The following is a 24,076-nucleotide window of genomic DNA, read 5'->3' as shown; positions in this document are numbered from 1 at the left end:
AGCACTGCGCTACGCCCGTGCGGTTCCGGTGCTGGCCCTGATGGGCGGCCTGGTGGGTGGCGCCGTCGCGGGCGCTCCGGGAGCCGCCGCTGACAACAAACGGCTCAACGACGGCGTGGTGGCCAACGTCTACACGATGCAACGTCAGGCCGGCTGCGACACCGACATCAAGATCAACCCGAAGCTGCGCCTGGCCGCCGAGTGGCACACCAACGACGTGCTCAACAACCGGGCGCTGAACGGCGACACCGGCTCGGACGGGTCGACCGTCGCCGACCGTGCGCGTAAGGCGGGCTACGCGGGCGGCGTCGCCGAAACGGTGGCGATCAACCCAGCGTTGGCGATCAGCGGCATCGAGTTGATCAACCAGTGGTACCACCGGCCGGACTACCACGCGATCATGAGCGACTGCTCCAACGTCGACATCGGCGTGTGGTCGGCGAACTCACTCGACCGCAGCGTGGTGGTCGCGGTGTACGGCAAGGGCGATGTGGCGCCGCCGGCGCACGGGCCGGGCCGGCCGTTCGGCGAGCCGGGCTCGGGCGCCCAGAGCTAAAAGCCCAAGCGGCCCAGCTGTTTCGGGTCGCGCTGCCAGTTCTTGGCGACCTTGACCCGCAGGTCGAGGAACACCTTGGTGCCCAGCAGCTTCTCGATCTGTGTGCGGGCCGCGGTGCCGACCTCGCGCAGCCTGGCGCCGCCCTTGCCGATCACGATGCCTTTTTGGCTGTCGCGTTCGACGTAGAGGATGGCGTGCACGTCGATCAGGTCGTCGCGGTCCTCCCGCGGCGTGACCTCCTCAATGACGACGGCCAGCGAGTGCGGCAGCTCGTCACGTACACCCTCGAGCGCGGCCTCGCGGATCAGCTCGGCCATCAGGGTTTCCTCGGGCTCGTCGGTGAGCTCCCCGTCGGGGTAGAACGCCGGCCCCGGTGGCAGCTTGGCGGCCAGCACATCGACGAGCACGTCGAGATTGTCCGCGGCGGTCGCCGACACCGGAACGATCTCCACGTCGGGGCCGACCAGCTCGCTGACCGCGACCAGTTGTGCGGCGATGCGGTCCTTGGGCACCTTGTCGATCTTGGTGACGACGGCGACCAGCGTGGTCTTGGGCGCGACGGCGCGGATCTGGTCGTGGATCCACCGGTCCCCCGGCCCGATCTTCTCGTCGGCCGGGATGCACCACCCGATGACGTCGACCTCGGAGTAGGTGTCCTTGACCAGATCGTTGAGCCGCTGCCCCAGCAAGGTGCGCGGCCGGTGCAGTCCCGGCGTGTCGACGAGGATGATCTGGAAGTTCTCGCGGTGCACGATGCCGCGGATGGTGTGCCGGGTGGTCTGCGGCCGGTTGGACGTGATCGCCACTTTCGCACCGACCAGCGCATTGGTCAGCGTGGACTTGCCGGTGTTCGGCCGCCCGACGAAACAGACGAAGCCGGAGCGGAATTCGCTGCTCATTTCGCGCCGAGACTGCGGGGAGATCGCGAAATCCGCCGGAAACGCGATCTCTGCGCAGTTTCGACGGTCATGGGATCACCGTGCCGGCTCGGTCGGTGACGATGACGTCGGCGTCCGCCGACAGTTCACGGACCGCGGCCACCCCCGCGTCGTCGCGAGAGCCGCCGACGAGCACCGCGGCCTCCAGACCGGTTGCGCCGCTGGCGACCGCCGCAGCGACGGCGGCCTGAAGTGCGGTGAGTTGCAATGACTTCAACCCCACCGGGGCACCGGCGTAGGTGCGGCCTTCGACGTCGCGCACGGCGGCGCCGCTGCTCGCCGCGGCGCGGCCCATCGCGCCGCGGGCCAGCGTCACCAGCTTGGCGTCCTCGGCGTCGAGCTCACTCATCGTCGTCTCCTTCGGGAGTTTCGGTACGGCTGACCAGAACAGTGCCGATGCGCACCCGCCCGCGGTGGTCCGGTCCGCCCTCGGCCCGCAGTCGCAACCCATCCCAGGTCACCTCGGCGCCGGGCAGCGGCACCCTGCCGAGTTCCAGTGCGACGAGGCCGCCGACGGTGTCCACGTCGAGATCGTCGTCGAACTCGATGTCGTAGAGCTCACCGAGGTCCTCGATCGGCAGTCGGGCCGACACGCGATAGCGGTTGTCGCCCAACTCTTCTACGGGCACCACTTCGCCGGCGTCGTACTCGTCGACGATCTCGCCGACGATCTCCTCGAGCACGTCCTCGATGGTGACCAGACCGGCGATGGCACCGTACTCGTCAACCAGCAGGACCATGTGGACGCGATCGCGTTGCATCTCGCGCAGCAGCTCGTCCAGCGGCTTGGAGTCCGGCACGAACGCCGCGCGGCGCATGACGTCGGAGACCTTGGTGCCGCGACCGCCGTCGGTCGAGTAATACGTCCGCTGGACAAGGTCTTTGAGATACACGACGCCGACCACGTCGTCGACGTTCTCGCCGATGACCGGTATGCGGGAGTGGCCGCTGCGCACCGCGAGCGAGGTCGCCTGCCCCGCTGTCTTGTCGCTCTCGATCCACACCATCTCGGTACGCGGCACCATCACCTCGCGCGCCGGGGTGTCGCCGAGTTCGAACACCGACTGGATCATCCGCCGCTCGTCGTCAGCCACCACACCGCGCTGCTGCGCCAAATCCACGACTTCACGGAGCTCGATCTCGGAGGCGAACGGGCCGTTACGGAATCCGCGGCCCGGGGTCAACGCGTTACCGATCAACACCAGCAGCCGGCTGATCGGTGTCAGCAGCACCGAAAGCACTTGCAGCGGGAGCGCGGCCAGCAACGCGATCGTGTACGCGTGTTGCCTGCCCAAGGTGCGCGGCCCCACGCCGATAGCCACGAAGCTGACCACGACCATGATCGAGGCGGCCACGAACAGTCCCCATGTGACGCCGAGATGCCCGTCGAGGTAGGCGGCGAGCAGCACGGTCGCGCCGACTTCGCAGGCGATGCGCAGCAATACGATCAGGTTGATGTAGCGCGGGCGTTCGGCCACCACCTTGGCCAGCCGCACCGCTCCCGGTCGCTCGTCGCGGACGAGTTCCTCGACGCGCGCCATCGACACGGTGCTCAGCGCCGCGTCGATCGCCGCGAAGAGCCCGCCGAAGGCGACGAGCACGATCGCGAAGATCAGCTGTCCGACACCGGTCACAGTTCGTCGAAGAATCGGGAGTTGTCGAGGAGCCGGCGTTCCTTCTCGGTCTGGCGGTCCTGGTGATACGCCTCGACCTGGTCGGCCACCCACTCTTCGAGCAGTTGGCGCTGCAGGGTGAACATCTCTTTTTCCTCAGCGGGCTCGGCGTGGTCGTAGCCCAGCAGGTGCAGCACTCCGTGCACGGTGAGCAGCGCCAGTTCCTGGCCCAGCGAGTGGCCGGCCGCGGTGGCCTGTTCGGCGGCGAACTGCGGGCACAGCGCGATGTCACCCAACATGGCCGGGCCGGGTTCGGGCGCGTCGGGCCGCCCGCCGGGCTCCAACTCGTCCATCGGGAAGCTCATCACGTCGGTGGGCCCTGGCAGGTCCATCCACCGCATGTGCAGGTCGGCCATCGCCGCGGCGTCGAGCAGGACCATCGACAGCTCGGCGGCGGGGTTGACGTTCATCTTGCGGATGACGAACCGGGCGACGCTGATCAGTTCCTCTTCGGAGACGTCGATGCCCGACTCGTTGGACACCTCGATGCTCATGGTGGCCCGCTACCGTCGCGGCCGGCCGCCGCCGGAGGCGCGTCGCTGCGCCCGGTTCAACTGGGCCGGCTCGTCGTGTCTGGCGTAGGCGTCGACGATCTCCGACACCAGCCGGTGGCGCACGACGTCGGCGCTGGTGAGTTCGGCGAAGTGGATGTCGTCGATGCCCTCGAGGATGCGCATCGCGGCGCGCAGACCCGACGCGGCCCCGCCGGGCAGGTCGACCTGCGTGATGTCGCCCGTCACAACGATTTTCGAGTTGAAGCCGAGCCGGGTCAAGAACATCTTCATCTGCTCGGCGGTGGTATTCTGCGCCTCGTCGAGGATGATGAACGCATCTGAGATCGTTCTGCCACGCATGTATGCCAACGGCGCAACCTCGATAACGCCCGCGCTCATCAGTTTTGGGATCAGCTCGGGGTCCATCATGTCGTGCAGCGCGTCGTAAAGCGGTCGCAGATACGGGTCGATCTTCTCGCTCAGCGTGCCCGGCAGAAAGCCAAGGCGCTCACCGGCTTCCACGGCGGGACGGGTGAGGATGATCCGCGAGACCTGCTTGGACTGTAATGCGTTGACCGCCTTGGCCATCGCCAGATACGTCTTACCGGTGCCGGCCGGCCCGATGCCGAACACGATGGTGTGCGCGTCGATCGCGTCGACATAACGCTTCTGGTTCAACGTCTTCGGCCGGATCGTCTTGCCGCGCCGCGACAGGATGTCGAGGGTGAGCACCTCGGCGGGCGACTCGTTGCCGGTGCCGGTGAGCATCGCGACGCTGTGCCGCACGACTTCCGGGGTCAACGACTGGCCGTTGGCGACGATCGCGATCAACTCGGAGATCACCCGCTCGGCCAACGCGACGTCGGCGGGTTCACCGGAGAGCGTGACCTCATTGCCGCGTGCATGGATATCGGCGGAAAGGGCGCGTTCGAGCGCGCGCAGATTCTCGTCGGCGGAACCCAGTAGGCCCACGATGAGGTCGGGCGGAACATTGATGCTGCTGCGTACCGACTCAGAAGACTGATCAGAGTCAGCGGTCGTCTCGCGGGGCGTCAAGAGGGTTCAGTGCCTACTTTCTGTGTGAAGGGCTTGGCCGTTGCTGTGCTCACAGTTTACCGCTGGGCACTGACCAGTCCCAATGGTTAAGGACGCCAGCGGTCCGTCAGCACGCCCAGCGCCCCCAGCGCGACGGCAGCGGCCGTCGACGTCCGTAGCACATTCGGCCCTAACCGCACCGCCGTCGCACCCGCATCGGACAGCGCGGCGAGCTCGTCGTCGGTGATGCCGCCTTCCGGTCCGACGACCAGGATCAGCGAGTCGGCCGAGGCCAGCGGCACGTCCGTGAGCCGCTGCGTCGCCGATTCGTGCAACACCAGCGCGACGGAACCGCCGCCGAGCCCGTCGACCACCTCCGCCGTCGACACCACACCGTTGACCTCGGGGATGCGGGCCCGCCGCGACTGCCGGGCAGCCGACCGGGCTACTGCGCGCCACCGGCGCAGCCCCTTGTCGACCTTCGCAGCCGTCTCCCATCGCGCCACGCATCGCGCCGCCTGCCACGCCACGAAGCCGTCCGCTCCCGCCTCGGTGGCCAGTTCGATGGCGAACTCCGAGCGGTCGGACTTGGGCAGCGCCTGAACGACAGTGACGGTCGGCGATGGGGGCGGCACGAAGCGCCGATCGAGCACCCGCGCCGTCAGCCTGCCCTTGGCGACCTCGTCGACCTCGCAATGCGCCAACTCTCCGGCGCCGTCGCTGAGGTCCACCCGCTCACCGGACCGGATGCGACGAACGTTGGCGGCGTGGAAACCCTCGTCACCGTCGACGACCGCGCGCTCACCGACTTCAGGCAAGGCGTCGACGTAGAACAGCGCGGCGGACAACGGCGTTTACACGTCAGCGGCCGCTGAACGTCTCACGCAGCCGACTGAACAAGCCGCCACCGGTGGCGGCCGCCTGCGTGGAGCGCACCTCGGCGACGTCGCGGGCCCGCCTGTCCTTGAGTTTTCGCAGCAGTTCGACGTCGTCGTTGTCCAGCCGCGACGGCACCACGACGTCGATGTGCGCGTGCAGATCACCGCGCACTCCCGAGCGCAGATGCGGCATGCCGTGCCCACGCAGCGAAACCACCGAACCCGGCTGGGTGCCCGACGGGATGCTGACCTCGGTGGGTCCGTCGAGGATCGCGTCGACGGTGACCGTGGTCCCCAGCGCCGCGTCGACCATCGGCACGGAGATCGTGCAGTGCAGGTCGTCGCCGTCGCGCAGGAAGGTCGGATGCGGCTGCTCGTGCACCTCGACATACAGGTCGCCAGCGGGCCCGCCGCCGGGGCCGACCTCGCCCTGGGCCGCCAACCGCACCCGCATCCCGTCGCCGACACCGGCCGGGATCTTGACGCTGATCTCCCGGCGGGCGCGCACCCGACCATCGCCGCCGCAGCGGTGGCACGGATCCGGGATGACCTCGCCGACGCCGCCGCACACCGGGCACGGACGTGACGTCATGACCTGGCCGAGCAGAGAACGCTGCACGGTCTGGATCTCGCCGCGCCCGCCGCAGGTGTCGCACGTGACCGGGCTGGACTTACCGTGGGTGCCCTTGCCGTGGCAGAGGTCGCACAGCACCGCGGTGTCGACGGTCACCTGCTTGGTCACGCCGGTCGCGCACTCCTCGAGGTCCAGCCGCATCCGCAGCAGCGAATCCGAACCCGGGCGCACCCGGCCGACCGGACCACGCGAGGTGGCGCCCCCGCCGAAGAACGCCTCGAACACGTCGCCGAGACCGCCGAACCCGGCGAACCCGTTGCCACCCGCGGCGCCCGCCGTTGCCAGCGGGTCGCCGCCGAGGTCGACGATGCGGCGCTTCTCCGGATCGCTGAGCACCTCATAGGCGACGCTGATCTCCTTGAACCGCGCCTGTGCCTCTTCGTCCGGGTTGATGTCGGGATGCAGTTCGCGCGCCAGCTTGCGATAGGCGCGCTTGATCTCCGCATCCGACGCACCCTTGCTCACTCCGAGCAGCCCGTAATAGTCGCGTGCCACGCTGACCTTGCCTGTCTTCCTGGTTAACCGTGCCGGCCGCTACCGGCTGCCTAAGACTTCCCCGATATAGAGAGCAACCGCAGCGACATTAGCGATAGTTCCCGGATAGTCCATTCGGGTGGGGCCCAACACCCCCATACCGCCGTACACCTTGCCCGAACTACCGTATGCCGTGGTGACCACCGAGGTGCCCGCCATCTCCTCGGCCTCGGTTTCGTGGCCGATGCGCACGGTCACCTTGCCGGCCTCCTGCTGCGCCGCCAGCAACCGCAGCACCACCACCTGCTCCTCGAGCGCCTCGAGGACCGACCGCAGCGAGCCGCCGAAGTCGGCGGTGTTGCGGGTGAGGTTGGCGGTGCCGCCCAGCAGCAAGCGCTCCTCGCTGTGCTCGACGAGCGTCTCGACCAGCACGGTCGCCGACCGCCCGACCGCGTCGGCGAGGCCGCCCCGCCCGTTGAGCTGCGACGCCAGATCCGACACCGCTACCGACGCGGCAGCCAGCGGCTTCCCCTCGAGCGCCTGCCCGAGCAGGTCGCGCAGCTTGACCACGTCATGCTCGTCGAGGGCGTCCCCGAGTTCGACGATCCGCTGGTCCACCCGGCCGGTGTCGGTGATCACCACCAGCAGCAGCTTGGCCGGGGTGAGCGCAACCACCTCCAGATGCCGGACCATCGACGTCGACAGCGTCGGGTACTGAACGATCGCGACCTGACGCGTGAGCTGGGCGAGCAGGCGCACCGCGCGGCGTAGCACGTCGTCGAGGTCCACACCGGATTCAAGGAATGCCAGGATCGCGCGTCGTTCCGGCGACGACAGCGGCTTGACCTCGTCGATCCGGTCGACGAACTCGCGATAGCCCTTCTCGGTGGGAACCCGGCCGGAGCTGGTGTGCGGCTGGGTGATGTAGCCCTCGGCTTCCAGCACCGCCATGTCGTTGCGCACGGTCGCACTCGACACACCGAGGTTGTGCCGCTCGACGAGTGTCTTCGATCCGATCGGCTCCTTGGTGGCCACGAAGTCGGCGACGATCGCGCGCAGCACCTCGAACCGGCGGTCGTCGGCGCTACCCATGTCTGATCACCTACCCCTCGAGTCACGTCAGCACCCATTTTAAGGGCACCAACAGCGCAGACAGCGCCCCAGCACTGTTCGTATCGCCCGCGGGCCCATTGCATTAGCCTTTACACCTGATGCCGGCGTGACGCCGCAGCCCGGGGGTGTACGACGCGAAGGACGTTCGCCGGATGATTTTCAAGGGAGTCAGAGAGGGCAGGCCGTATCCCGACCACGGCTTGTCACATCGCCAGTGGGCACAGATCCCGCCGCGGCAGATCCGCCTCGACGAACTGGTCACCACCACCACGGTGCTCGCGCTGGACCGGTTGCTTTCGGAGGACTCGACGTTCTACGGCGACCTCTTCCCGCACGCAGTGCGATGGAAGGGCATCGTCTATCTGGAGGACGGGTTGCACCGGGCGGTGCGCGCCGCGCTGCGCAACCGCACGGTGTTACATGCGCGAGTGTTCGACATGGATGTGCCGTCGCGAGCCGACGCGTGGGCCCAAGCGCAACAGGCTTAGCCGCGCCGCGCAGCGGGCAGCGCGCTGTCGTCGCCGGCTGTGGTCGAGGCCAGGTCGGCGCCCAGGATGCGGTCGGACAACAACCCGAGGCACGACAGGTTCGGGAAACCGGGCCCCTGCGTTAGCCCGGACAGGCCCGGCAGGAACAGCTTCGGCGCCACGCCGGTGACGGCGAGGTCGTCGCCGATGGACTCCTGCAACGCATCCGGAGTCAGCGGTGCGCCGAGGCCCAGTTCCAGCAGATCCAACGCGTCCTGGCCGAGCAGCGGCACGAACCACATGGCGTCGGCGCCCGAGCCGTCGATGACCAGATCGAAACCGTGGACGGTCTCCAGCGACTCCCCGCCCGCAGTGGTGCTCAGCGTCAACCGGATTCGGCTGTCGCGGGCGACCGCGTGCGCGACCCGGCCGCGCAGGTGGCGAATCCGGTCGTCGGCGAGCAGGGCCTCCTGCACCCGCGCGGAGAACACCCCGCGGTCGGTGCGCATCAACGCGTCACGCCGCTCCCCCATCGTGAGGCTGGTCCAGCCGGTGGGATCGGAGAACAGCGTGTTCTCGAAGAATCCCTCGCCGCGGGTGAACAAAGTCACCTGGGGTGAAATCACCGTGATCGTCGAAACCCGGTGGCGGAAAAGCTCATTGAGTATCGACGCCGCGGTCTCGCCACCGCCGATGACGGCGACCCGTTCGGCGCGGATCACCTCGTGCTGCGCGGCGCGATGCCAGAACTGCGCGATCGAGAGCACCCGCGGATTGCCGGGCAGGATCGAACGCTCGGGCTGCCCGGGTCCGGTGATCATCAGGCCGTCGGCCGTCACGGTGCGGTCCGGCGTGCGCAGTGCCCACCGCGGCCCGCCGGAGTCGGTGTCGACCGAAATGGCTTGCACCTCACCGCTGATCACGGTCATCTCGATGTTGGCCGCGACCCAGCGCAGGTACTGGCTCCACCGGCGGTGGGTGGGTGCGGGCCTGCCGCGGTCGATCCACTCGGAGAACTGGCCGGTCGAGATCAGGTACTGCTGCCAGCTGTGCCGGGTCATGCGCTCGTCGAGTTCGGCGTTGCGACGTGGCACCAGCGCCGAGCGGTAGGGGAAGCCGACGTCCTTCTCGGGGCTGGTGCCCAGCCGGTGCTGGCCGTCGGTCCAGCCGCCGTCGGCCTGCCAATTGGCGGCGACACCGGTCTTCTCAACCGCGACGACGTCGGGCACGTCGAGGCCCATGTCGCGCAGTTCGGCGGCCTTGGCGGCCACGGCGACGGCTTTGGCGCCCGCGCCGACCACCGCGAGTGTGCGGCTCATGAGACGACCTCTCGTAGCGATTCCTGCCACATCGCCTGCAGCGTGGTGACGTCATCGGCGGTCAGGATGTCGGGCAGCGTGCGCCACTGGGTGCCCAGCACCGGTGCGTCGGTATCGCCGAGCACCGCCGCCAGCACGGTCAACTCGTGCCGAACGGCCAGCAGCGGCTCGGGAAGCGGCGACACCCCGGCGAGCAGCGCACGGTCCGGCCGAAGCTCGCCGCCGTCGATGCCTACGTGCACGCGGCCCAGGAAGTTCAGCAGCAGCTGCGGCTGCCGGTAGGCGGCGAGGCGTTCGGCGGTGTCCGGCCGCAGATAGCGCAGCAGCCCGTAATCGATGGCGTCGCCGGGTATCTGGGCGACGTCGCGCGCCGAGCGCACCCGCAGCGGGTAGATCGCGGTGAGCAGCCCGACGGTGTCGGAGGTGTCGGCGCCGTCGATGACGCCGTCCGCGCGGCCGTGGGTTTCCAGGGCCAGCAGCGGCGGCGGTGTCTCCTGCCCCCGGTGCAGCCGCCAGCGGGTGACGGTGCGCGCGGCGGCTTCAGCCAGCAGGTGCGGCGTGGGTTCGGAGCCGTTGAGCAAACGCAGCGTCAGGTCGGTATCGGTCACCGCCATCGAGACGACGACGTCGCCGACTCGGTCGGTCTGGGGCCGCAGCCTGCGCGCACCGAGGGCGGGGTCTTCGCCGTCCAGTTGGGCGGCCCAGAAGTCGGCCGTGTCAAGCGCGTACGCCCGCTCGCTGAGCAGTCGCGACCAGCGGCGGTAGCTGGTGTGTTCAGGTGTCGGCGCCGGATCGCGACCGGACGCGACGGTATGCCACGCCGCGTCGAGTTCGGACAGCACGATCCGCCAGGACGCCGGGTCCATCGCCAGCACGTGGGCGGTCAGCAGCAGCACACCACCGCCGCGGGGCGGCCGCAGCCACACCGCGACGAACATCGAGCCCTGTTGCGGGTCAAGGCGTTCGACCGACCGCCGGGCGTGTTCGGCGACGGCGTCGGCCAGGGTTTGGGCGCCGCCGCCGATCCGCACCTCCGTCAGCAGATCCTGCGCCGGGTGCTCGACGAACGTCATCGTCTGCCGGTCCAACCGGCTGCGCAGCACCTCATGGCCGTCGACGACTGCGCGCAGCAACCGCTCGAGCTGTGCACCGGTGATGCCGTCGGGCAACGCGATGGCCTCGGTCTGCGCCAGCCGTCGCGGATCACCGTGCTCGTAGAGCCAGTGCGCGTTGGGCAGCACGGGCACGGGTCCCTGCAGATCGTCGCCGTGGCGGGCGACCGCCGATTCGCTGTCGACGGCCGCGGCGAGCTCGCGCAGCGTCGCGCACTCGAGCATCAACCGCGCGCGTAACGGGATGCCGCGCCTGCGCGCCGCCTGCACCACCGACAGCGCCACGATGCTGTCCAGGCCGAGCGCAAGGAAGTCGGCGGCGACGTCGATGTCGTCGCTGTCGGTGCCGTTCAACACCTCGGCCAACACCGCCGCGAGCGCCGCCTCCGTCTCGGTCTCCGGGGTGGCCGACGGCCCGTCGGCGACGGCGATTTCGGCGAGGGCGGCTTCGTCGACCTTGCCGTGCGCCGTCAACGGCATCTGCTCGACCACCACGATGGAGTGCGGAATCATGTAGCGAGGCAGGCGCTTTGAGACCAGCGTGCGCAGCTCCGACACGTCCGGCGCCGGCGCCGCAGCGACGAAGGCGACCAACTGGGGGCCCCACCGTTGTTCGCGCACTGCCACGTGGGCGTGGCGCACCGCGGGATGGGTGTGCAGAACCGCCGAGATCTCGGCCGGCTCGACGCGGAAGCCGCGGATCTTCACCTGGGCATCCGAGCGGCCGAGGAACTCCAGCGCGGCGTCCGGTCGGCGGCGCACGACGTCCCCGGTGCGGTACATCCGCTCGCCGGGCGCGAAGGGATCGGCGACGAAGCGGGCCGCGGTCTCGCCCTGCCTGCCGAGGTAACCACGCGTCAGCTGACGACCCGCCAGATACAACTCGCCCGGCACTCCGTCGGGCACCGGGCGCAGCCACGAGTCCAGCACGTAGGCCCGGCTCGGCGACGTCGGGCGCCCGATGGTCGGCTCCTCGTGCTCGGCGATCGCGGCCACGACGGCTTCCACGGTGGTTTCGGTTGGGCCGTAACAGTTGTAGGCCGTCATCCCGGTGCGCGCGCACTCGTCGCGGATCATGTTCCACGCCGGAATCCCGACGGCCTCGCCGCCGAGCGCCAGCACGCCGAGCGGCACCGTGGTCAGCAGTCCGACCGCGCGCAGTTGCGCGAACATCGACGGCGTGGTGTCGATCAGGTCGATCCCGTACCGGCCGATGGTCTCGACCAGCGCCTCGGCGTCCCGTTGCACGGCGTCGTCGACGATGTGTACCGCATGCCCGTCGAGCAGGGCGGCCAACGGCTGCCATGCGGCGTCGAAGGTGAACGACCAGGCGTGGGCGACCCGCAGCGGGTGCTGCAGCCGAGCGGCCGCCGGCCGCAGCACGTTTCGGGCGTGGTCGTCGGCGTAGGCCAGCAGGGCCTGATGGGTGCCGACGACCCCTTTCGGTCGGCCCGTGGTGCCGGAGGTGAACACCATGTACGCGGCCTGGCCCGGCGCAGCGGGTACGGCTCGGAACTCCTCGACCGCTTCGGCCGCCGCGGCGAGCAGCTCGTCGTCCACGACGACCGTCGCGCCGCACTGGCCGAGGATGTCGGCGATCCGCTCCGCGGGCATACCGGGGTCCAGCGGCACGATGACGCCACCGGCCTTCAGGACCGCGAACATCGCGATGACGTACTGCGGTCCACGCGAAAGACGGATCGCCACGGGTGTTTCGGTGTGTACGCCGCGCTTGGCCAATGCAGAGGCCAGCCGGTCGGCCGCCTCGTCGAGTTGCCGGTAGGTGAGTTCGCCGCCCGCCCAACTCAGCGCCGGCGAGCCGAGCCTGCTGCTCGCGGTGTCGGTGAACGCGGTGTGCACGCCGAGATGCGCGGGGGCGGGCGCCAGCCCGGCCGCCGGAACCTCGGCCTCACCGTCGAGCAGGACACTGACGGCGCGTAACGGGTTGTCCCAGTGGGTGATCAGCCGTTGAGCGGTGGTGAGCACGCGGCGCCCGAGCGATTCCGGGCTCATCTGGCCGAGCGCACCGTCGATCACCTCGACCAGCACGGTGAGCTCGTCGTCGATCATGTGCGCGGCGATCGTGATCGGGAAGTGCGACACGCTCTCCAGCGCCGCGGGACGGAACGTGGCGCTGTTGGCGACGAAGTCGCCGCCGCCGACCAGACCGCCGGGTGGGAAGTTCTCGTAGACCAGCAGGGTGTCGAACATCTCGCCGATGCCGCCCAGCGAACGCAGTTCGTTGTGGGGCAGATAGCTGTGGTCACGCAGCTTGGCCGCTTCCCGTTGCAGGGCAACGCATTGCGCGCCGACGGGCGCCACCGGGTCAAGTCGGACCCGCAACGGCACGGTGTTGATGAACAGCCCGACCATGGTCTCGACGCCGGCGAGCTCGCCGGGACGACCCGAAACCGTTACGCCGAACACCACGTCGGAGCGGTCGGTGAACGCGGACACCACTGCGGCCCAAGCCATTTGCATCAGGGTGTTGACCGTGACGCCGCGCGACCTCGCGGCTTCGGCCAGGCGGAGCGACGCGGCGCGATCCAGGTTGATCTCGGTGCGGCGCGGTTCTCCGGCGGGCGGCTCGCCGGAGGCCAGCGCCGGCGTGACGAGTGTCGGCCCGCCGAGGTCGGCGAGGTGTTCGCGCCACAGGTTGCGGCTGCTCTCCTGATCCCGGTGTGCCAGCCAGCCGATGTAGTCGCGGTATGGCCGCGGCGGCGGCGGCAACGCGGCAGGGTCGCCGCCCGAGCGGTACAACGAGATCAGCTCGCCGACGAACAACGGCAGCGACCAGCCGTCGATGATGATGTGGTGGGCGACGACGATGAACCGCCAACGCGGACCGGGTGTTTCGATCAACACGAACCGGATCGCGGGACCGCGTTCGAGGTTGAACGGCCGGCCCCGTTCGTCGGCCTCGAGCGCGTCGACCTCGTCGGCCGCCGCGGTGATGTGCCGCCACGGCAGGTCGACGCGGGTGGGCACCACCTGAACCGGTTTGCTCTGGGCGCGCAGGAAACTGGCGCGCAGGTTGGGGTGGCGGGCCAGCATCGCCGCGGCGCACTCGCGCAGCAGGGCGGTGTCGAGGTCGCCGGTCACTTCGGCGACCATCGCGATGACGTACGGGTCCTCGCCACCGTCCTCACCGGTGCTCAACTGCGCCAGCGAGAACAACCCCTGTTGCAGCGGGCTGAGCGCCATCACGTCCTCGATGGCGGGCTTCGATTCGGCCTTGGGTTGGGTTGAAGTCACGGGGCACCGTCTTGCGACGCCGACCACATCGACGTGACCGCCGCCAACTCGTCCGCCGACAGCCCGGACGCTGCCATCGGCTCGTGATGGGTGTCGGGCGTATCGGTTCCCGAGCCGGCCTCGTCGACCACGCTCGCGAGCTCGTGAAGTGTGGAGTGCTCGAACACCATTCGCGCCGTGACCGCCAAACCGGCATCCCGCGCCCTCGCCGCCAGCTGCACCGCGAGAATTGAATCGCCACCCAACTCGAAGAAGTTGTCGGTGCGGTTGACCTCGGCCACGTTGACGACCTCGGCCAGGAGTGCGGCGAGCGCCCGTTCGGTCTCGGTGCGTGCCGGTTCGGCCGGACCCGCGGGTGTCGACGGGCGGCGCGCGTCGGCGGCCTCGACGAACTCGAGCTGACCATCGGCCGTCCACCGCCCGCGCCTACCGGTGGCGCGCAGATCGGCGCCCGTTTCGTCGACGACATGCTCGAACACGTCGCCCACCACGCCGATCGCGACCGGGTCCCGCCAGCCGTCGAGCACGCTGGCCGACGCCGACGCGCTGAACCGGTGCACCACGCGGCGCTCCTCGCGGTCGGCGATCTGCACGTCGCGTACTCGTTGGCCGGGATCGTCGGCGAACGCGGTCAGCACGCGAGACAACCACCCGACGAACCGTTCGGCGGTGCTGCGCCGGTACAGGTCGGTCCGGTAGATGACGTGCCCGCGGTAACCGTCCTCGCCGCCGAAGAAGTTGACCGACAGGTCGGCGTGCGCGACGTCGAAGGGCGGCTCGAGCGCGGTGAACGTGGTGTCGCCGTTCGGCCCCGATTCGATGACCTGATCGGCGGGCAGGGCATCGCGCACATGCACGACGACCCCGAACAGCGGGTTACGCGACAGCGACCGCGCCGGCCGCACCGCGTCGACCACCTGGTCGAACGGCAGGTCTTGATGGGCGTACGCCTCCAGCGCCGTTTCGCGGGCCCGGCGCAGCACCTCGCGCAACGTCGGGTTGTCGGTCAGGTCGTTGCGCAGCACCACGATGTTGATGAAGAACCCGACGAGCTGGTCGAGTTCGGTTTCGGTGCGGCCGGCGACCGGTGTGCCCAGCGGAATGTCCGGGCGCTCACCGGCTTTGTGCAACGCGACCGCCACCGCCGCCTGCAGCAGCATGAATTCCGTGACCCCGAGTTCGGAGCTCAGTTCGGCGAACTTCGCCCGGGTGGCGGCATCGATGCCGAACGAGACGGCGTCGCCTTCCCCGCTCAACACCGGCGGACGCGAAAAGTCCGGCGCCAGACCCGGATCCTCGTGCAGGCCGGCCAATTGCCTGCGCCAGTAGTCACGCTGGGCCGCGACGGGGCCGTCGGTCTGGCCGAGCAGCGCGGCCTGCCACGCCGCGTAGTCGGCGTACTGGACCTGTAGCGGCGCGAACCCGGGTGCGTGGCCGGCGCGCCTGGCCCGGTATGCCGTCAGCAGGTCGGTGAACAACACCATTGCCGACCAGTGATCGGCGGCGATGTGGTGCACCACCAGCGAGACCACGTGCGCGTCCGGCGTCGCCAGCACAGCGGCCCGCACCGGCGGATCGCTTTCGAGGTCGAAGACGTGTCTGCGCTCGGCGTGCAGTTCGGTGTCCAGCCAGGCGTCGTCGTCGCCCCGAGCGCGGCGCACCGCGACCTCGAGGCCGTCGTTGACGATTTGATATGGGGCCCCGTCGATTTCGCGGTAGGTGGTCCGGAGTACCTCGTGCCGGGCCACCACGTCGCGCACCGCCTGCACGAACGCGTCCGTGTCGCACGGTCCGCTGATGCGGGCGGCGAACGGAATGTTGTTGACCGGGCTGGGCCCGTCGATGCGGTACTGGAACCACATCCGCAACTGCGAGGCCGACATGAGCAGAGGCCCGTCGTGCGGAACGGGGACCAGTCGGGGCCGGACGGCCGCGGTGGCCTCCGAGGATGGGGCCGAGTCGATCCGCTGCGCCAGCGCCGCCACGGTGCCGAGTTCGAAGACTTCGCGCACACCGATGTCGACGCTGAACGCGGCCCGCACTGCGGCGACGAGTTTCGTCGCCAGCAGCGAGTGTCCGCCGAGGTCGAAGAACGAGTCGTCGGCACCGATCTGGTCGCGTTCGAGCAGTTCGGCGAACAGGTCGGCGAGCCGCCGCTCGGTTCCCTCGACGGGTTCGCGGTAGGCCGCGCCCGAGTCGATGTCGGGATCCGGCAGCGCCGCGCGGTCGATCTTGCCGTGCGCGGTGATCGGGATCTCGTCGACGACGACGTAGGCCGCCGGCGTCATGTACTCCGGCAGCGCGGCCGCGACGCGGTTGCGGATGCGCTCGACGTTCACGTCCTCGACGGTTTCGGCCGGGGTGACGTATCCGACGAGGCTCTTGCCGACACCGGGCAGGTCGCTGACCACCACCACCGCCTGGCCGACGCTGGGGTCGACGGAGATCGCGGCCGCGACTTCACCGAGTTCGATGCGGAAGCCACGGATCTTGACCTGCTCGTCGGCGCGGCCGACGAACTCGATGTCGCCGTCGGCATTACGGCGGGCCAGATCTCCCGATCGGTACAGCCGGCCACCGGGATTGAACGGGTCGGCGACGAACCGCTCGGCGGTCAGCGCCGCCCGACGGTGGTAGCCGTGGGCGACATGTGTTCCGCCGATGTAGATCTCGCCGATCACCCCGACCGGAACCGGCCGCAGCGCATCGTCGAGCAGGTGGATCTGGGTGTTGATCTTGGGCTTGCCGATCGGCACGATCCGGGTGCCCTGCTTGCCCTCGACCTTGTAGCGGCTCGCGTTGATCACCGTTTCGGTCGGCCCGTAGAAGTTGTGCAGCAGCGCATCGAAGGTGGCGTGGAACTTGTCGGCCAGCTCGCCGGGCAGCGCTTCGCCGCCGATGGGCACCCGCTGCAGCGTGCGCCACTGGTTGACCCCGGGCAGCGACAGAAACAACCCGAGCAGCGAGGGCACGAAGTGCATCGAGGTGATGCCTTCGTCGTGCAACAACTCGGTGAGGTAACCCACGTCGCGAAGGCCGTCCGGCCGGGGAATCACGAGTCGGCCGCCGCAGGCGAGCATGCCGAAGATCTCGGCGATCGAGACGTCGAAACTCGGCGATGCGACCTGCAGGAGCCGCTCTGTGTCGTCGATCCCGTAGTCGCCCTTGAACCAGACGAAGTACTCGGCGACCGGCCGGTGCGGGACCGGGACACCCTTGGGCAGACCGGTCGAACCCGAGGTGTAGATGAGGTACGCGGTGTTGTCCGGATCCAGCCCGCGAACCCGGTCGGCGTCGGTGGGGTCGGTGGTGCGGTAGCCGTCGAGGCCGGTGATCGGTTCGCGGATGATCAGTTTCGGGTCGGAGTCGGACAGGATGAACGTCAGCCGGTCCTCGGGGTAGGTCGGGTCGACCGGCTGGTACACCGCGCCGGCCTTGATCACCCCGAGCGCGGTGATCACCAGTTCCGGTGAGCGGTCCAGCAGCACCGCCACCCGGTCCTCGGTGCCGATGCCCTGCCCGATCAGCCAGTGCGCCACCCGGTTCGCCGACTCGTTGAGCTCGCGGTAGGTGTAGTGGCGCCCCTCGTAGACGACGGCGACCGCGTCGGGTGTGCGCGCCACCTGGGCTTCGACGAGCGCCGTCATCGTCGAGGGGGCGGTGACGAACACCTCCCCGGCCGCCACCCGGTGCAGCCATTCGGCGTCGGCGGCGCCCATCACCTCGAGCTCGGCGATGGAGTTATCGGGGCGTTGCAGCGCATCGTCGAGCAGTACCGCGTAGTGCTCGAGCAGCTGGCGGACCAGTGCCGCGTCGAGGATCTCGACGAGATATTCGGCCTCGACGACGACCCGCGCCTCCGGGGCGTCGAACTCCACCATGAAGCCCAGTGGCAGCTGGGTCAGATGGCTACGCAATTCCGCTCGGCTGCAGGTGATCCCGGGCGGGTTGAAGCTCTCGCCGTCAGCGCCACGGGCGCCGAAGGTCACCCGGGTCATCCGCTCGACGCCGTGCCGGCGATCCGGGTTCAGCTCACGCACCACCCGGTCCAGGTTGACGCGTTGATGCGCGAACGCGCCGACCGCGGTGTCACGTGCGTGCGCGACGACGTCGCGGAAGCTCTGCCGGGCGGCGGGTCGCAGCCGCAGGGCGACCGTGTTGCCGTAGTAGCCGATCACGTCCTCGACCTCGGCGCTGCGGTTCAGCACGGGCGTGGCGACCAGGAAGTCCTCGGCGTGGGTGTAGCGGCGCATCAGCACCCCGAAGGCCGCCAGCAGCACCATGTACGGCGTCGCGCCCGACTCCTTCGCCAGCGCCGCGATCCGGTCAACCGTCGCGTCCGGCAGTTGCAGGGTGAGGCGCTGTGACCGCCAGTTCGTCGGCACCGCAGAGCCGTTCGGGCCCGGCAGCTCCAGCGGCTCGGGTGGATCGGCCAGCACCGTGCGCCAGTAGTCGAGGTCTTCGTCGACCGAACCGAGCGTGTGCGTCGGCGCGGTGACGGCGGGTGCGAGCGGTTCACCAACATACGCCCGGGTGAGGTCGCCGAAGAACACCTGCCAGCAGCCGTCGTCCCAGGCGATGTGGTGCGCGACCAACAGCAGGACGTGCTCGTCGGCGGCGGTGCGCACGGCGGTGAGCCGCAGCGGCGAATCGGTGGCGAGGTCGAACGATGCGCCGAACTCGCGCTGGGCCAGCACTTCCAGTCGGAGTCGGCGCGCGTGCTCGGAGAGGTCGGTCAGATCGTGCACCGCCCAGCCGGGCCTCAGCTCCTCGTGCACGGTCGGTTGCGGTTCGCCGTCATCGTCGGCCTCATAGGTGGTGCGCAACACCGCATGCCGCGCGGCGACGGCGTTGACGGCGTCGTGCAGTCGGGCGACGTCGAGCTCGCCGGTGATCCGGTAGGAGAGGCAGATGTTCAGGATCGCGCCGGTCGGATCGGCCGTCTGGACGAACCACATGCGACGCTGCCCGTCGGACAGCCCGCCCGCCTCGGCGGTCGATGGGTTCTCCGTGCGCAGTCCCCGCTCGGCCAACTTGCGGCGGAGCAGCTCCAGCCGGCGGTCCTCGACCCGCTCGCGGGTATCGACCGTGTCAGTCACGCGTTGTCCACCTTCTCTGATCGTTCTGTGCTGTCGAGGTCGGCGACGAGCTCGCCGCCGGTGATGCCGCCGAGCAGGGTGGCCAGGGGCACTTTCCGGCCGGTCGTCCGCAGCAGCCGTTTGCGTAGGTCCAGGGCCAGCAGCGAGTCGACGCCCATGTCGAGCAGGGACATGTCGAGGTCGATCGAGGCCGGCTCGAGGTTGAGCACCGCGGCGAGTTCGGTCCGCACCCGCGCGGTGGTGTCGGCATCGGGTTCGCTTGTGGCCGAAGGGGTTTCGATGACATCTGCGCTGCGGCTGTCCAGGAACATTCGCAGCCGGCCCTGATCGGCGCTCAGCAACAGCGGGTCCTCGCCGTGATCACGCAGGGTGGCTTCGACTGCCGCGTCGGGCGTCATCGGCAACAGGCCCGACCGTTCGATCCGGGCCACTTCCCCGGCGCCGGCGATGCCGCTGCCGCGCCACAGCCCGTACCTGGCCGCCAGGCAGTGCTGGCCCTTGGCCCGCAGTTGGCCGGCCATCACGTCGAGCATCCGGTTGGCGGCCGAATACGCGGCGTGTCCGTGCCCGCCCCACACGCCGGACAACGACGAACACAACACGATTCGCGCGTCCGGGCGCATCGGCCACAGCTCGGTCATCCGGGCCAGGCCGCCGATCTTGGCCGCCGCGGTGTCTGCGAACGCGCCGGGCGTGATCGCGTCTCGGTCCGTGAAGGACGCCGCGCCTGCGGCGTGGATGAGCAACGAGGCACCGGCCCCGCCGAACTGTCCGGCCACCGCGGCGACCTGCTCGGCGGAGGTGACGTCGCAGCGGGGCGCGACCACGTCGACCTGCGCTGCCGCCAGTTCGGCGACGATCGCGTCGTCGACGCCGCTGCGGCTGAGCAGCACGATGCGACGGGCACCGTGGGCGGCCAGGTACCGGGCGAAGTGCAGTCCCACCGCGCCGTTGCCACCGGTGATCACGACGTCGGCGAGCGTGTTCCCATCCAGCCGCCAGGACGGCGCGGGTTCGACCGATTCGGCCACGGTGCGTACGAAAACCTCTGGGCCCGAGCCGTCGTCGCGTATGGCGGTTTCGTCGGCGCCGGCCAGCAGCGCACCCGCCGCGGCGGCCGCCACGGTGTCGTCGGGTTCCCACGACGGCAGGTCGAGATGCCGGAACGACTGCTCGGGACGTTCGAAGCCGATACTGCGGTGCATCGCCGCCAGCGCGGCCTGCGCGGGCAACGCCGTGGGCTCGCCCGGCCGGACGTGCTCACCGCCGACGGTGACCAGACACACCGCCCGGGTGTCGGGTCCGGCGCCGTCGACGTAGTCGAGCAAGCCTGCGCCGATCAATACGGAGATTTCCCGGGCCGCGCGTTCGGCGTCGGGATGGTCCAGCTCGGGGGCCACCGCGACGACGAGGTCGGCGGTGCGGGCCTCGACGAGTTCAGATCCGCTGCGGCGCAGCGCTGTCCGCAGCCGATCGCCGAGTGTCCCGCCGGGTCCGGTGAGCTCGACTACCGCGACGCGCCGCGCCACGGTTGCCGGTGGCGTGGTGAGGTCCCATTTTTCGCGGGCGACGGTCACGCCGTAGACCGGTGCCAGCGGCTGCGGTTCGGCCCACAGCCGCACGGCGCGCATCGGCGCGTTCGGAAAGCCGCGCAATGGTGGCTGAACGGTGACGTCGACGACGTCGGCCCACCGGTAGCCGGAGTTCGCCACCGCCACGGCGGAAATGTTGGCCGACAACGCTTCCATGGGCGACGCGTCGCGGTGTCCCGATCCGACGACGAGTGGCTCGTCGGTCTGATCGGCCAGCAGGTCACCCAATGCGAACAGCAGGGCCGGATGCGCCGATATCTCGATGAACGCTTCCGCGCCGCGGCGCCTCGCGGCTGCGACGGCGCGGTCGAACCGCACGGTGTTACGTAGGTTGTCGTACCAGTAGTCGGTGAAGCCGGTGCCCGCGGGCACCACGTCCGCGGTCGTCGATCCGATGAAACCTACCGGAGTAGCGGTGAATTCGGCATCCGGGAGCATCTCGCGCAGATCGTCTCGTACCCGTTCCAGCGCGCTGGTGTGGCCGGGATAGTTCACGTCGAGCTCGCGGGCGAACAGGCCCTGCTCGGTCGCGGCGGCCACGAGCGCGGCGATGGCGGCGCGCTGCCCGGACACCGCCACCGAAGCGCCGGCGTTGACCGCGGACACCTCGAGCCAACCGGGGATCGTCGACATCAGCCGTTCGGCGTCGGCGAGCGAGACCCCCAGCGCCGCCATGCGATAGTCGCCGGACAGGCGGTCCACCGCCCTGGCGCGTGCGATGACCACACCGACGGCGGCGGGCAGCGCCGTGCTGCCGGCGATGTATGCGGCGGCGACCTCGCCGAGGCTGTGCCCGACGACGACGTCGGGCTCGATTCCGCATGATCGCCAGATGTGGGCCAGGCCGACGGCGTGGGTGAACTGCGCGGCCTGGATCTGTGTCTGTGACCACTGTCCGCCAGTGGACTCCGCGGTCAGGTACGGCAGCGGCGACGACTCGCCGGCGGCGACGAATGCCTCGGCGCAGCGGTCCGCGTGCGCCCGATACACGGCGGACTGCCGGTATGCCTGTGCGCCCATGGACGGCCACTGGTTGCCTTGTCCGGGGAAGACGAAAGCCACTCGCCCGGTGCCTGTTTCCGATGAGCGGACGACGAGCGGGTGATCGGTTCCCGCGATGACGGCGCGCAGCCCGTCGGCCAGTTCGGCGGTGTCGGCGGCGCGCACGACCGCACGGTGCCTGCGCAGCCGGCGGGTGCGCAGCAGGGTCGCGGCGACCGCCCGCACGTCCGGGTCGTGGTCGAGGTAGCGCAGTATCGCCTCGGCGTCGGCGGCAACGAGTTCTTCGGCGTGCGCGCTCAACACGACCGGGATCCGGCCGTCGGGCAGACCGGTGGCCGCCATCATGCCGCCTCTGATTCGGTCGCAGGCATCGACACCACGATGTGGGCGTTGGTGCCGCTCATACCGAATGCGGTCACCGCCGCGAGACGCCTGCCGTCGACCGCCGGCCAGGGCGTCAGCTGGGTGGCCAGCCGCAGACCTTGGCTGTCCCAGTCGATTTCGCGGCTGGCTTCGTCGGTGTGCAAGGTGGCCGGGATCGCGCCGTGCTCGGCGGCGATCAGCACCTTGGCCAGGCCGAGTCCGCCCGCCGCTGCCTGCGAATGGCCGAGGTTCGACTTGACCGAGCCGAGCAGGCCGCCTTCGCCGGGCGCGGTGGCGCCGTACGTCTGGGCGAGCGACATCAGCTCGGTGCGGTCCCCGAGTCGGGTGCCGGTGCCGTGGCCCTCGATCATCCCGATGTCTTCGGGCCGCACCCCGCTGTGCTCCAGTGCGCGCGCGAACAACCGCGCCTGCGCCTGCCCGCTCGGTGCGGTGAGGCCGACGGAGCGGCCGTCCTGGTTCAGGCAGGTGGCCCGCAACTCGGCGAGTATCCGACGACCGTCGCTCACGGCTCTCGATCGGCGCTGTAACACGAACATCGCTGCGCCCTCGGCCCATACGGTGCCGCTGGCCTGCGCGCTGTACGGCCGGCAGTGCCCGTCGTCGGACAGCGCGTGTTGTTTGGAGAACTCGACGAAGAAGCCGGGCGAACCCATCACGCAGACGCCACCGGCCAGCGCGAGGTCGCAGTCCCCCGATCGCAGCGACTGCGTCGCGGTGTGGATCGCGGTCAGCGTCGACGAACACGAGGTGTCGATGGTCAGCGCGGGCCCGGCGAGACCGAGCGTGTAGGCGATCCGCCCGGAGATCACTCCCAGCGCGGTTCCCGACATCAGATGTCCGGTGAGATTGGAGAACTCGGCGAGGTCGGGACCGTATCCCATCGTCGAGGCGCCAACATAGCAGCCGGTGTCGTGGCCCGCGAGGTCGTCGGGGTTGATGCCGCTGTTCTCCAGCGCCCGCCACGCCACCCGCAGCGCGACCCGCTGCTGCGGATCCATCGCGACCGCTTCCCGCGGCGAGATTCCGAAGAACTCCGGGTCGAAAGCCCCAGCACCCGAGAGGAACCCGCCGAGGTCGTGGATGCGTTTGAACCCGTCGCGCTGCGACCCGTCGAGCACGTCGCGCACCGACCACCCGCGGTCCCGCGGAAACGGGCACAGACCTTCGCGCTGTGCGACCAGCAGGTCCCAGTAGGCGTCGGCGGTGTCGACATCTCCCGGCGCCTCGATCGCCATCCCCACGATGACGATCGGATCGTCGACAGCGTGATCCGGCCCGCTAACCGGCATTGACCAACTCCGCAACCGCGTCGATGTGGTCGTTGATGTAGAAGTGCCCACCGTCGAACAGCGACAGTGTGAACGCGCCTTCGGTATGAGTTTCCCAGCCCCGCAACATGTCCTGGCTGATCCGGTGGTCGTCGCTGCCACCGAGGGTGTGGATGTCGGCGGCCAACCGGGCGCCCGGCTCGCAGGCGTAGCGGTTGAACGCCAGATAGTCCGCCCGCACCGCCCGGACGAGCAACTCGATGAACTCCTCATCCTCGACCAGTCGCGGATCCGTACCGCCGAGATCGACCATGTTGGCGACGATTTCCGCCTCCGCGGTGGGCAACCGCGGTGAACCGGCGATCGTGGAAGGTGCCTGGCTCGCCGAAACCCACAGCTGCCGAACGGAAACCCCGTGACGCTCGGCAACCCGGCCGAATTCGAACGCGATCACCGCGCCCATGCAATGCCCGAACAGTCGCAGCGGGCCGAGCCGGGACCAGTCGCCCGCGGCGAACAGATCGGCGGCCAATCCCTCCACGGTATCCGGGGCGGGATGGGACAGCCGATCCGCACGCTGCGGGTACTGGACGACGTACGCGTCGTCTCCGCCGCCGGCCAAGGCCGACGCGAACGGCCGGTAGGCCGCCGCCGCCCCGCCCGCGTGGGGAAAGACGACGGTCGCGCCGCCGGTGGTCCTCCCGGCGGACCGTTTGATCCAGGGCGCGAAGGCCAGTTGGCTTTGTTCGATCATCGTGTCGAGGTCGTGTCGAGGCTTCGGCG

General features: G+C 69.6%; 16 protein-coding genes. 2 read left to right on the top strand and 14 right to left on the bottom strand.

Features of this window, described 5'->3' with window-relative positions; all coding sequences use genetic code 11:
• Positions 1-40: 40 nt before the first annotated feature.
• A complete protein-coding gene (locus AU188_RS11370) occupies positions 41-556 on the top strand; it encodes a CAP domain-containing protein (protein WP_172799466.1) in 516 nt (171 codons plus the stop codon).
• On the opposite strand, the gene era is transcribed toward AU188_RS11370, so the two are convergent.
• The 8 genes from era to hrcA all read right to left on the bottom strand — a co-directional run bounded on the left by era (position 553) and on the right by hrcA (position 7,774).
• Complete coding sequence (gene era, locus AU188_RS11365; protein ID WP_059163768.1) at positions 553-1,455, bottom strand: GTPase Era; 903 nt, start codon at positions 1,453-1,455, stop codon at positions 553-555. The two genes, AU188_RS11370 and era, sit on opposite strands and share 4 nt — an antisense overlap.
• 67 nt (positions 1,456-1,522) lie before the next feature.
• Positions 1,523-1,843, bottom strand: coding sequence for a cytidine deaminase-like protein (locus AU188_RS11360; RefSeq protein WP_059163767.1), 321 nt, complete (start codon positions 1,841-1,843; stop codon positions 1,523-1,525).
• Positions 1,836-3,128 (bottom strand): hemolysin family protein, encoded by a 1,293-nt coding sequence (locus tag AU188_RS11355; protein ID WP_059163766.1) that lies wholly within the window; start codon positions 3,126-3,128, stop codon positions 1,836-1,838. Before AU188_RS11355 ends, AU188_RS11360 begins: the two co-directional genes overlap by 8 nt.
• Positions 3,125-3,661, bottom strand: coding sequence for an rRNA maturation RNase YbeY (gene ybeY, locus AU188_RS11350; protein WP_059163765.1), 537 nt, complete (start codon positions 3,659-3,661; stop codon positions 3,125-3,127). The genes AU188_RS11355 and ybeY overlap by 4 nt, the downstream gene beginning before the upstream one ends.
• 9 nt (positions 3,662-3,670) lie before the next feature.
• Positions 3,671-4,717 (bottom strand): PhoH family protein, encoded by a 1,047-nt coding sequence (locus tag AU188_RS11345; protein ID WP_059163764.1) that lies wholly within the window; start codon positions 4,715-4,717, stop codon positions 3,671-3,673.
• 86 nt (positions 4,718-4,803) lie between these two features.
• Positions 4,804-5,544 carry a 16S rRNA (uracil(1498)-N(3))-methyltransferase gene (locus AU188_RS11340; protein ID WP_059163763.1) on the bottom strand — a complete coding sequence of 247 codons (741 nt, stop codon included), beginning with the start codon at positions 5,542-5,544 and terminating at the stop codon, positions 4,804-4,806.
• A 13-nt stretch (positions 5,545-5,557) separates the two neighbouring features.
• The gene (gene dnaJ, locus AU188_RS11335) at positions 5,558-6,703 is read right to left on the bottom strand and encodes a molecular chaperone DnaJ (protein ID WP_059163762.1); all 1,146 of its coding nucleotides are present in this window, start codon (positions 6,701-6,703) and stop codon (positions 5,558-5,560) included.
• Positions 6,704-6,742: 39 nt separating this feature from the next.
• Positions 6,743-7,774, bottom strand: coding sequence for a heat-inducible transcriptional repressor HrcA (gene hrcA / locus AU188_RS11330; protein ID WP_059163761.1), 1,032 nt, complete (start codon positions 7,772-7,774; stop codon positions 6,743-6,745).
• Positions 7,775-7,947: 173 nt separating this feature from the next.
• Between hrcA and AU188_RS11325 the strand changes: the two genes are divergently transcribed.
• A complete protein-coding gene (locus AU188_RS11325) occupies positions 7,948-8,283 on the top strand; it encodes a type II toxin-antitoxin system VapB family antitoxin (RefSeq protein WP_059163863.1) in 336 nt (111 codons plus the stop codon).
• Here the strand turns inward: AU188_RS11325 and mbtG are convergent.
• From mbtG to AU188_RS11295, 6 genes are read right to left on the bottom strand one after another with little or no spacing between them, the layout of a single operon-like run.
• Complete coding sequence (mbtG, locus tag AU188_RS11320; protein WP_059163760.1) at positions 8,280-9,581, bottom strand: NADPH-dependent L-lysine N(6)-monooxygenase MbtG; 1,302 nt, start codon at positions 9,579-9,581, stop codon at positions 8,280-8,282. The genes AU188_RS11325 and mbtG overlap by 4 nt on opposite strands.
• Positions 9,578-13,897 carry a non-ribosomal peptide synthetase gene (locus AU188_RS11315; RefSeq protein WP_059163862.1) on the bottom strand — a complete coding sequence of 1,440 codons (4,320 nt, stop codon included), beginning with the start codon at positions 13,895-13,897 and terminating at the stop codon, positions 9,578-9,580. The genes mbtG and AU188_RS11315 overlap by 4 nt, the downstream gene beginning before the upstream one ends.
• Before the next feature lie 47 nt (positions 13,898-13,944).
• On the bottom strand, positions 13,945-19,047 hold the full coding sequence (locus tag AU188_RS11310) for a non-ribosomal peptide synthetase (RefSeq protein WP_059163759.1): 5,103 nt from the start codon (positions 19,045-19,047) through the stop codon (positions 13,945-13,947).
• The gene (gene mbtD / locus AU188_RS11305; RefSeq protein ID WP_059163861.1) at positions 19,044-21,983 is read right to left on the bottom strand and encodes a mycobactin polyketide synthase MbtD; all 2,940 of its coding nucleotides are present in this window, start codon (positions 21,981-21,983) and stop codon (positions 19,044-19,046) included. The genes AU188_RS11310 and mbtD overlap by 4 nt, the downstream gene beginning before the upstream one ends.
• Positions 21,983-23,314 carry a beta-ketoacyl [acyl carrier protein] synthase domain-containing protein gene (locus AU188_RS11300; RefSeq protein ID WP_059163758.1) on the bottom strand — a complete coding sequence of 444 codons (1,332 nt, stop codon included), beginning with the start codon at positions 23,312-23,314 and terminating at the stop codon, positions 21,983-21,985. Before AU188_RS11300 ends, mbtD begins: the two co-directional genes overlap by 1 nt.
• Positions 23,304-24,047: a thioesterase II family protein gene (locus AU188_RS11295; RefSeq protein WP_059163757.1), complete on the bottom strand. Its 744-nt coding sequence runs from the start codon at positions 24,045-24,047 to the stop codon at positions 23,304-23,306. Before AU188_RS11295 ends, AU188_RS11300 begins: the two co-directional genes overlap by 11 nt.
• Positions 24,048-24,076 lie beyond the last annotated feature (29 nt).

This window comes from Mycobacterium sp. IS-3022 (genome assembly GCF_001500065.1).
In the GTDB taxonomy this organism is placed as follows: Bacteria; Actinomycetota; Actinomycetes; order Mycobacteriales; family Mycobacteriaceae; genus Mycobacterium.
This window is presented reverse-complemented; position numbering and strand designations above follow the sequence as displayed.

Excerpts from the sequence above, each read along its gene's own strand:
- AU188_RS11370 (WP_172799466.1), top strand. The coding sequence starts at position 41 with ATGGGCGGCCTGGTGGGTGGCGCCGTCGCGGGCGCTCCGGGAGCCGCC.
- era (WP_059163768.1), bottom strand. The coding sequence starts at position 1,455 with ATGAGCAGCGAATTCCGCTCCGGCTTCGTCTGTTTCGTCGGGCGGCCG.
- AU188_RS11360 (WP_059163767.1), bottom strand. The coding sequence starts at position 1,843 with ATGAGTGAGCTCGACGCCGAGGACGCCAAGCTGGTGACGCTGGCCCGC.
- ybeY (WP_059163765.1), bottom strand. The coding sequence starts at position 3,661 with ATGAGCATCGAGGTGTCCAACGAGTCGGGCATCGACGTCTCCGAAGAG.
- hrcA (WP_059163761.1), bottom strand. The coding sequence starts at position 7,774 with ATGGGTAGCGCCGACGACCGCCGGTTCGAGGTGCTGCGCGCGATCGTC.
- AU188_RS11325 (WP_059163863.1), top strand. The coding sequence starts at position 7,948 with ATGATTTTCAAGGGAGTCAGAGAGGGCAGGCCGTATCCCGACCACGGC.
- mbtG (WP_059163760.1), bottom strand. The coding sequence starts at position 9,581 with ATGAGCCGCACACTCGCGGTGGTCGGCGCGGGCGCCAAAGCCGTCGCC.
- AU188_RS11315 (WP_059163862.1), bottom strand. The coding sequence starts at position 13,897 with ATGGCGCTCAGCCCGCTGCAACAGGGGTTGTTCTCGCTGGCGCAGTTG.
- mbtD (WP_059163861.1), bottom strand. The coding sequence starts at position 21,983 with ATGGCGGCCACCGGTCTGCCCGACGGCCGGATCCCGGTCGTGTTGAGC.
- AU188_RS11300 (WP_059163758.1), bottom strand. The coding sequence starts at position 23,314 with ATGCCGGTTAGCGGGCCGGATCACGCTGTCGACGATCCGATCGTCATC.
- AU188_RS11295 (WP_059163757.1), bottom strand. The coding sequence starts at position 24,047 with ATGATCGAACAAAGCCAACTGGCCTTCGCGCCCTGGATCAAACGGTCC.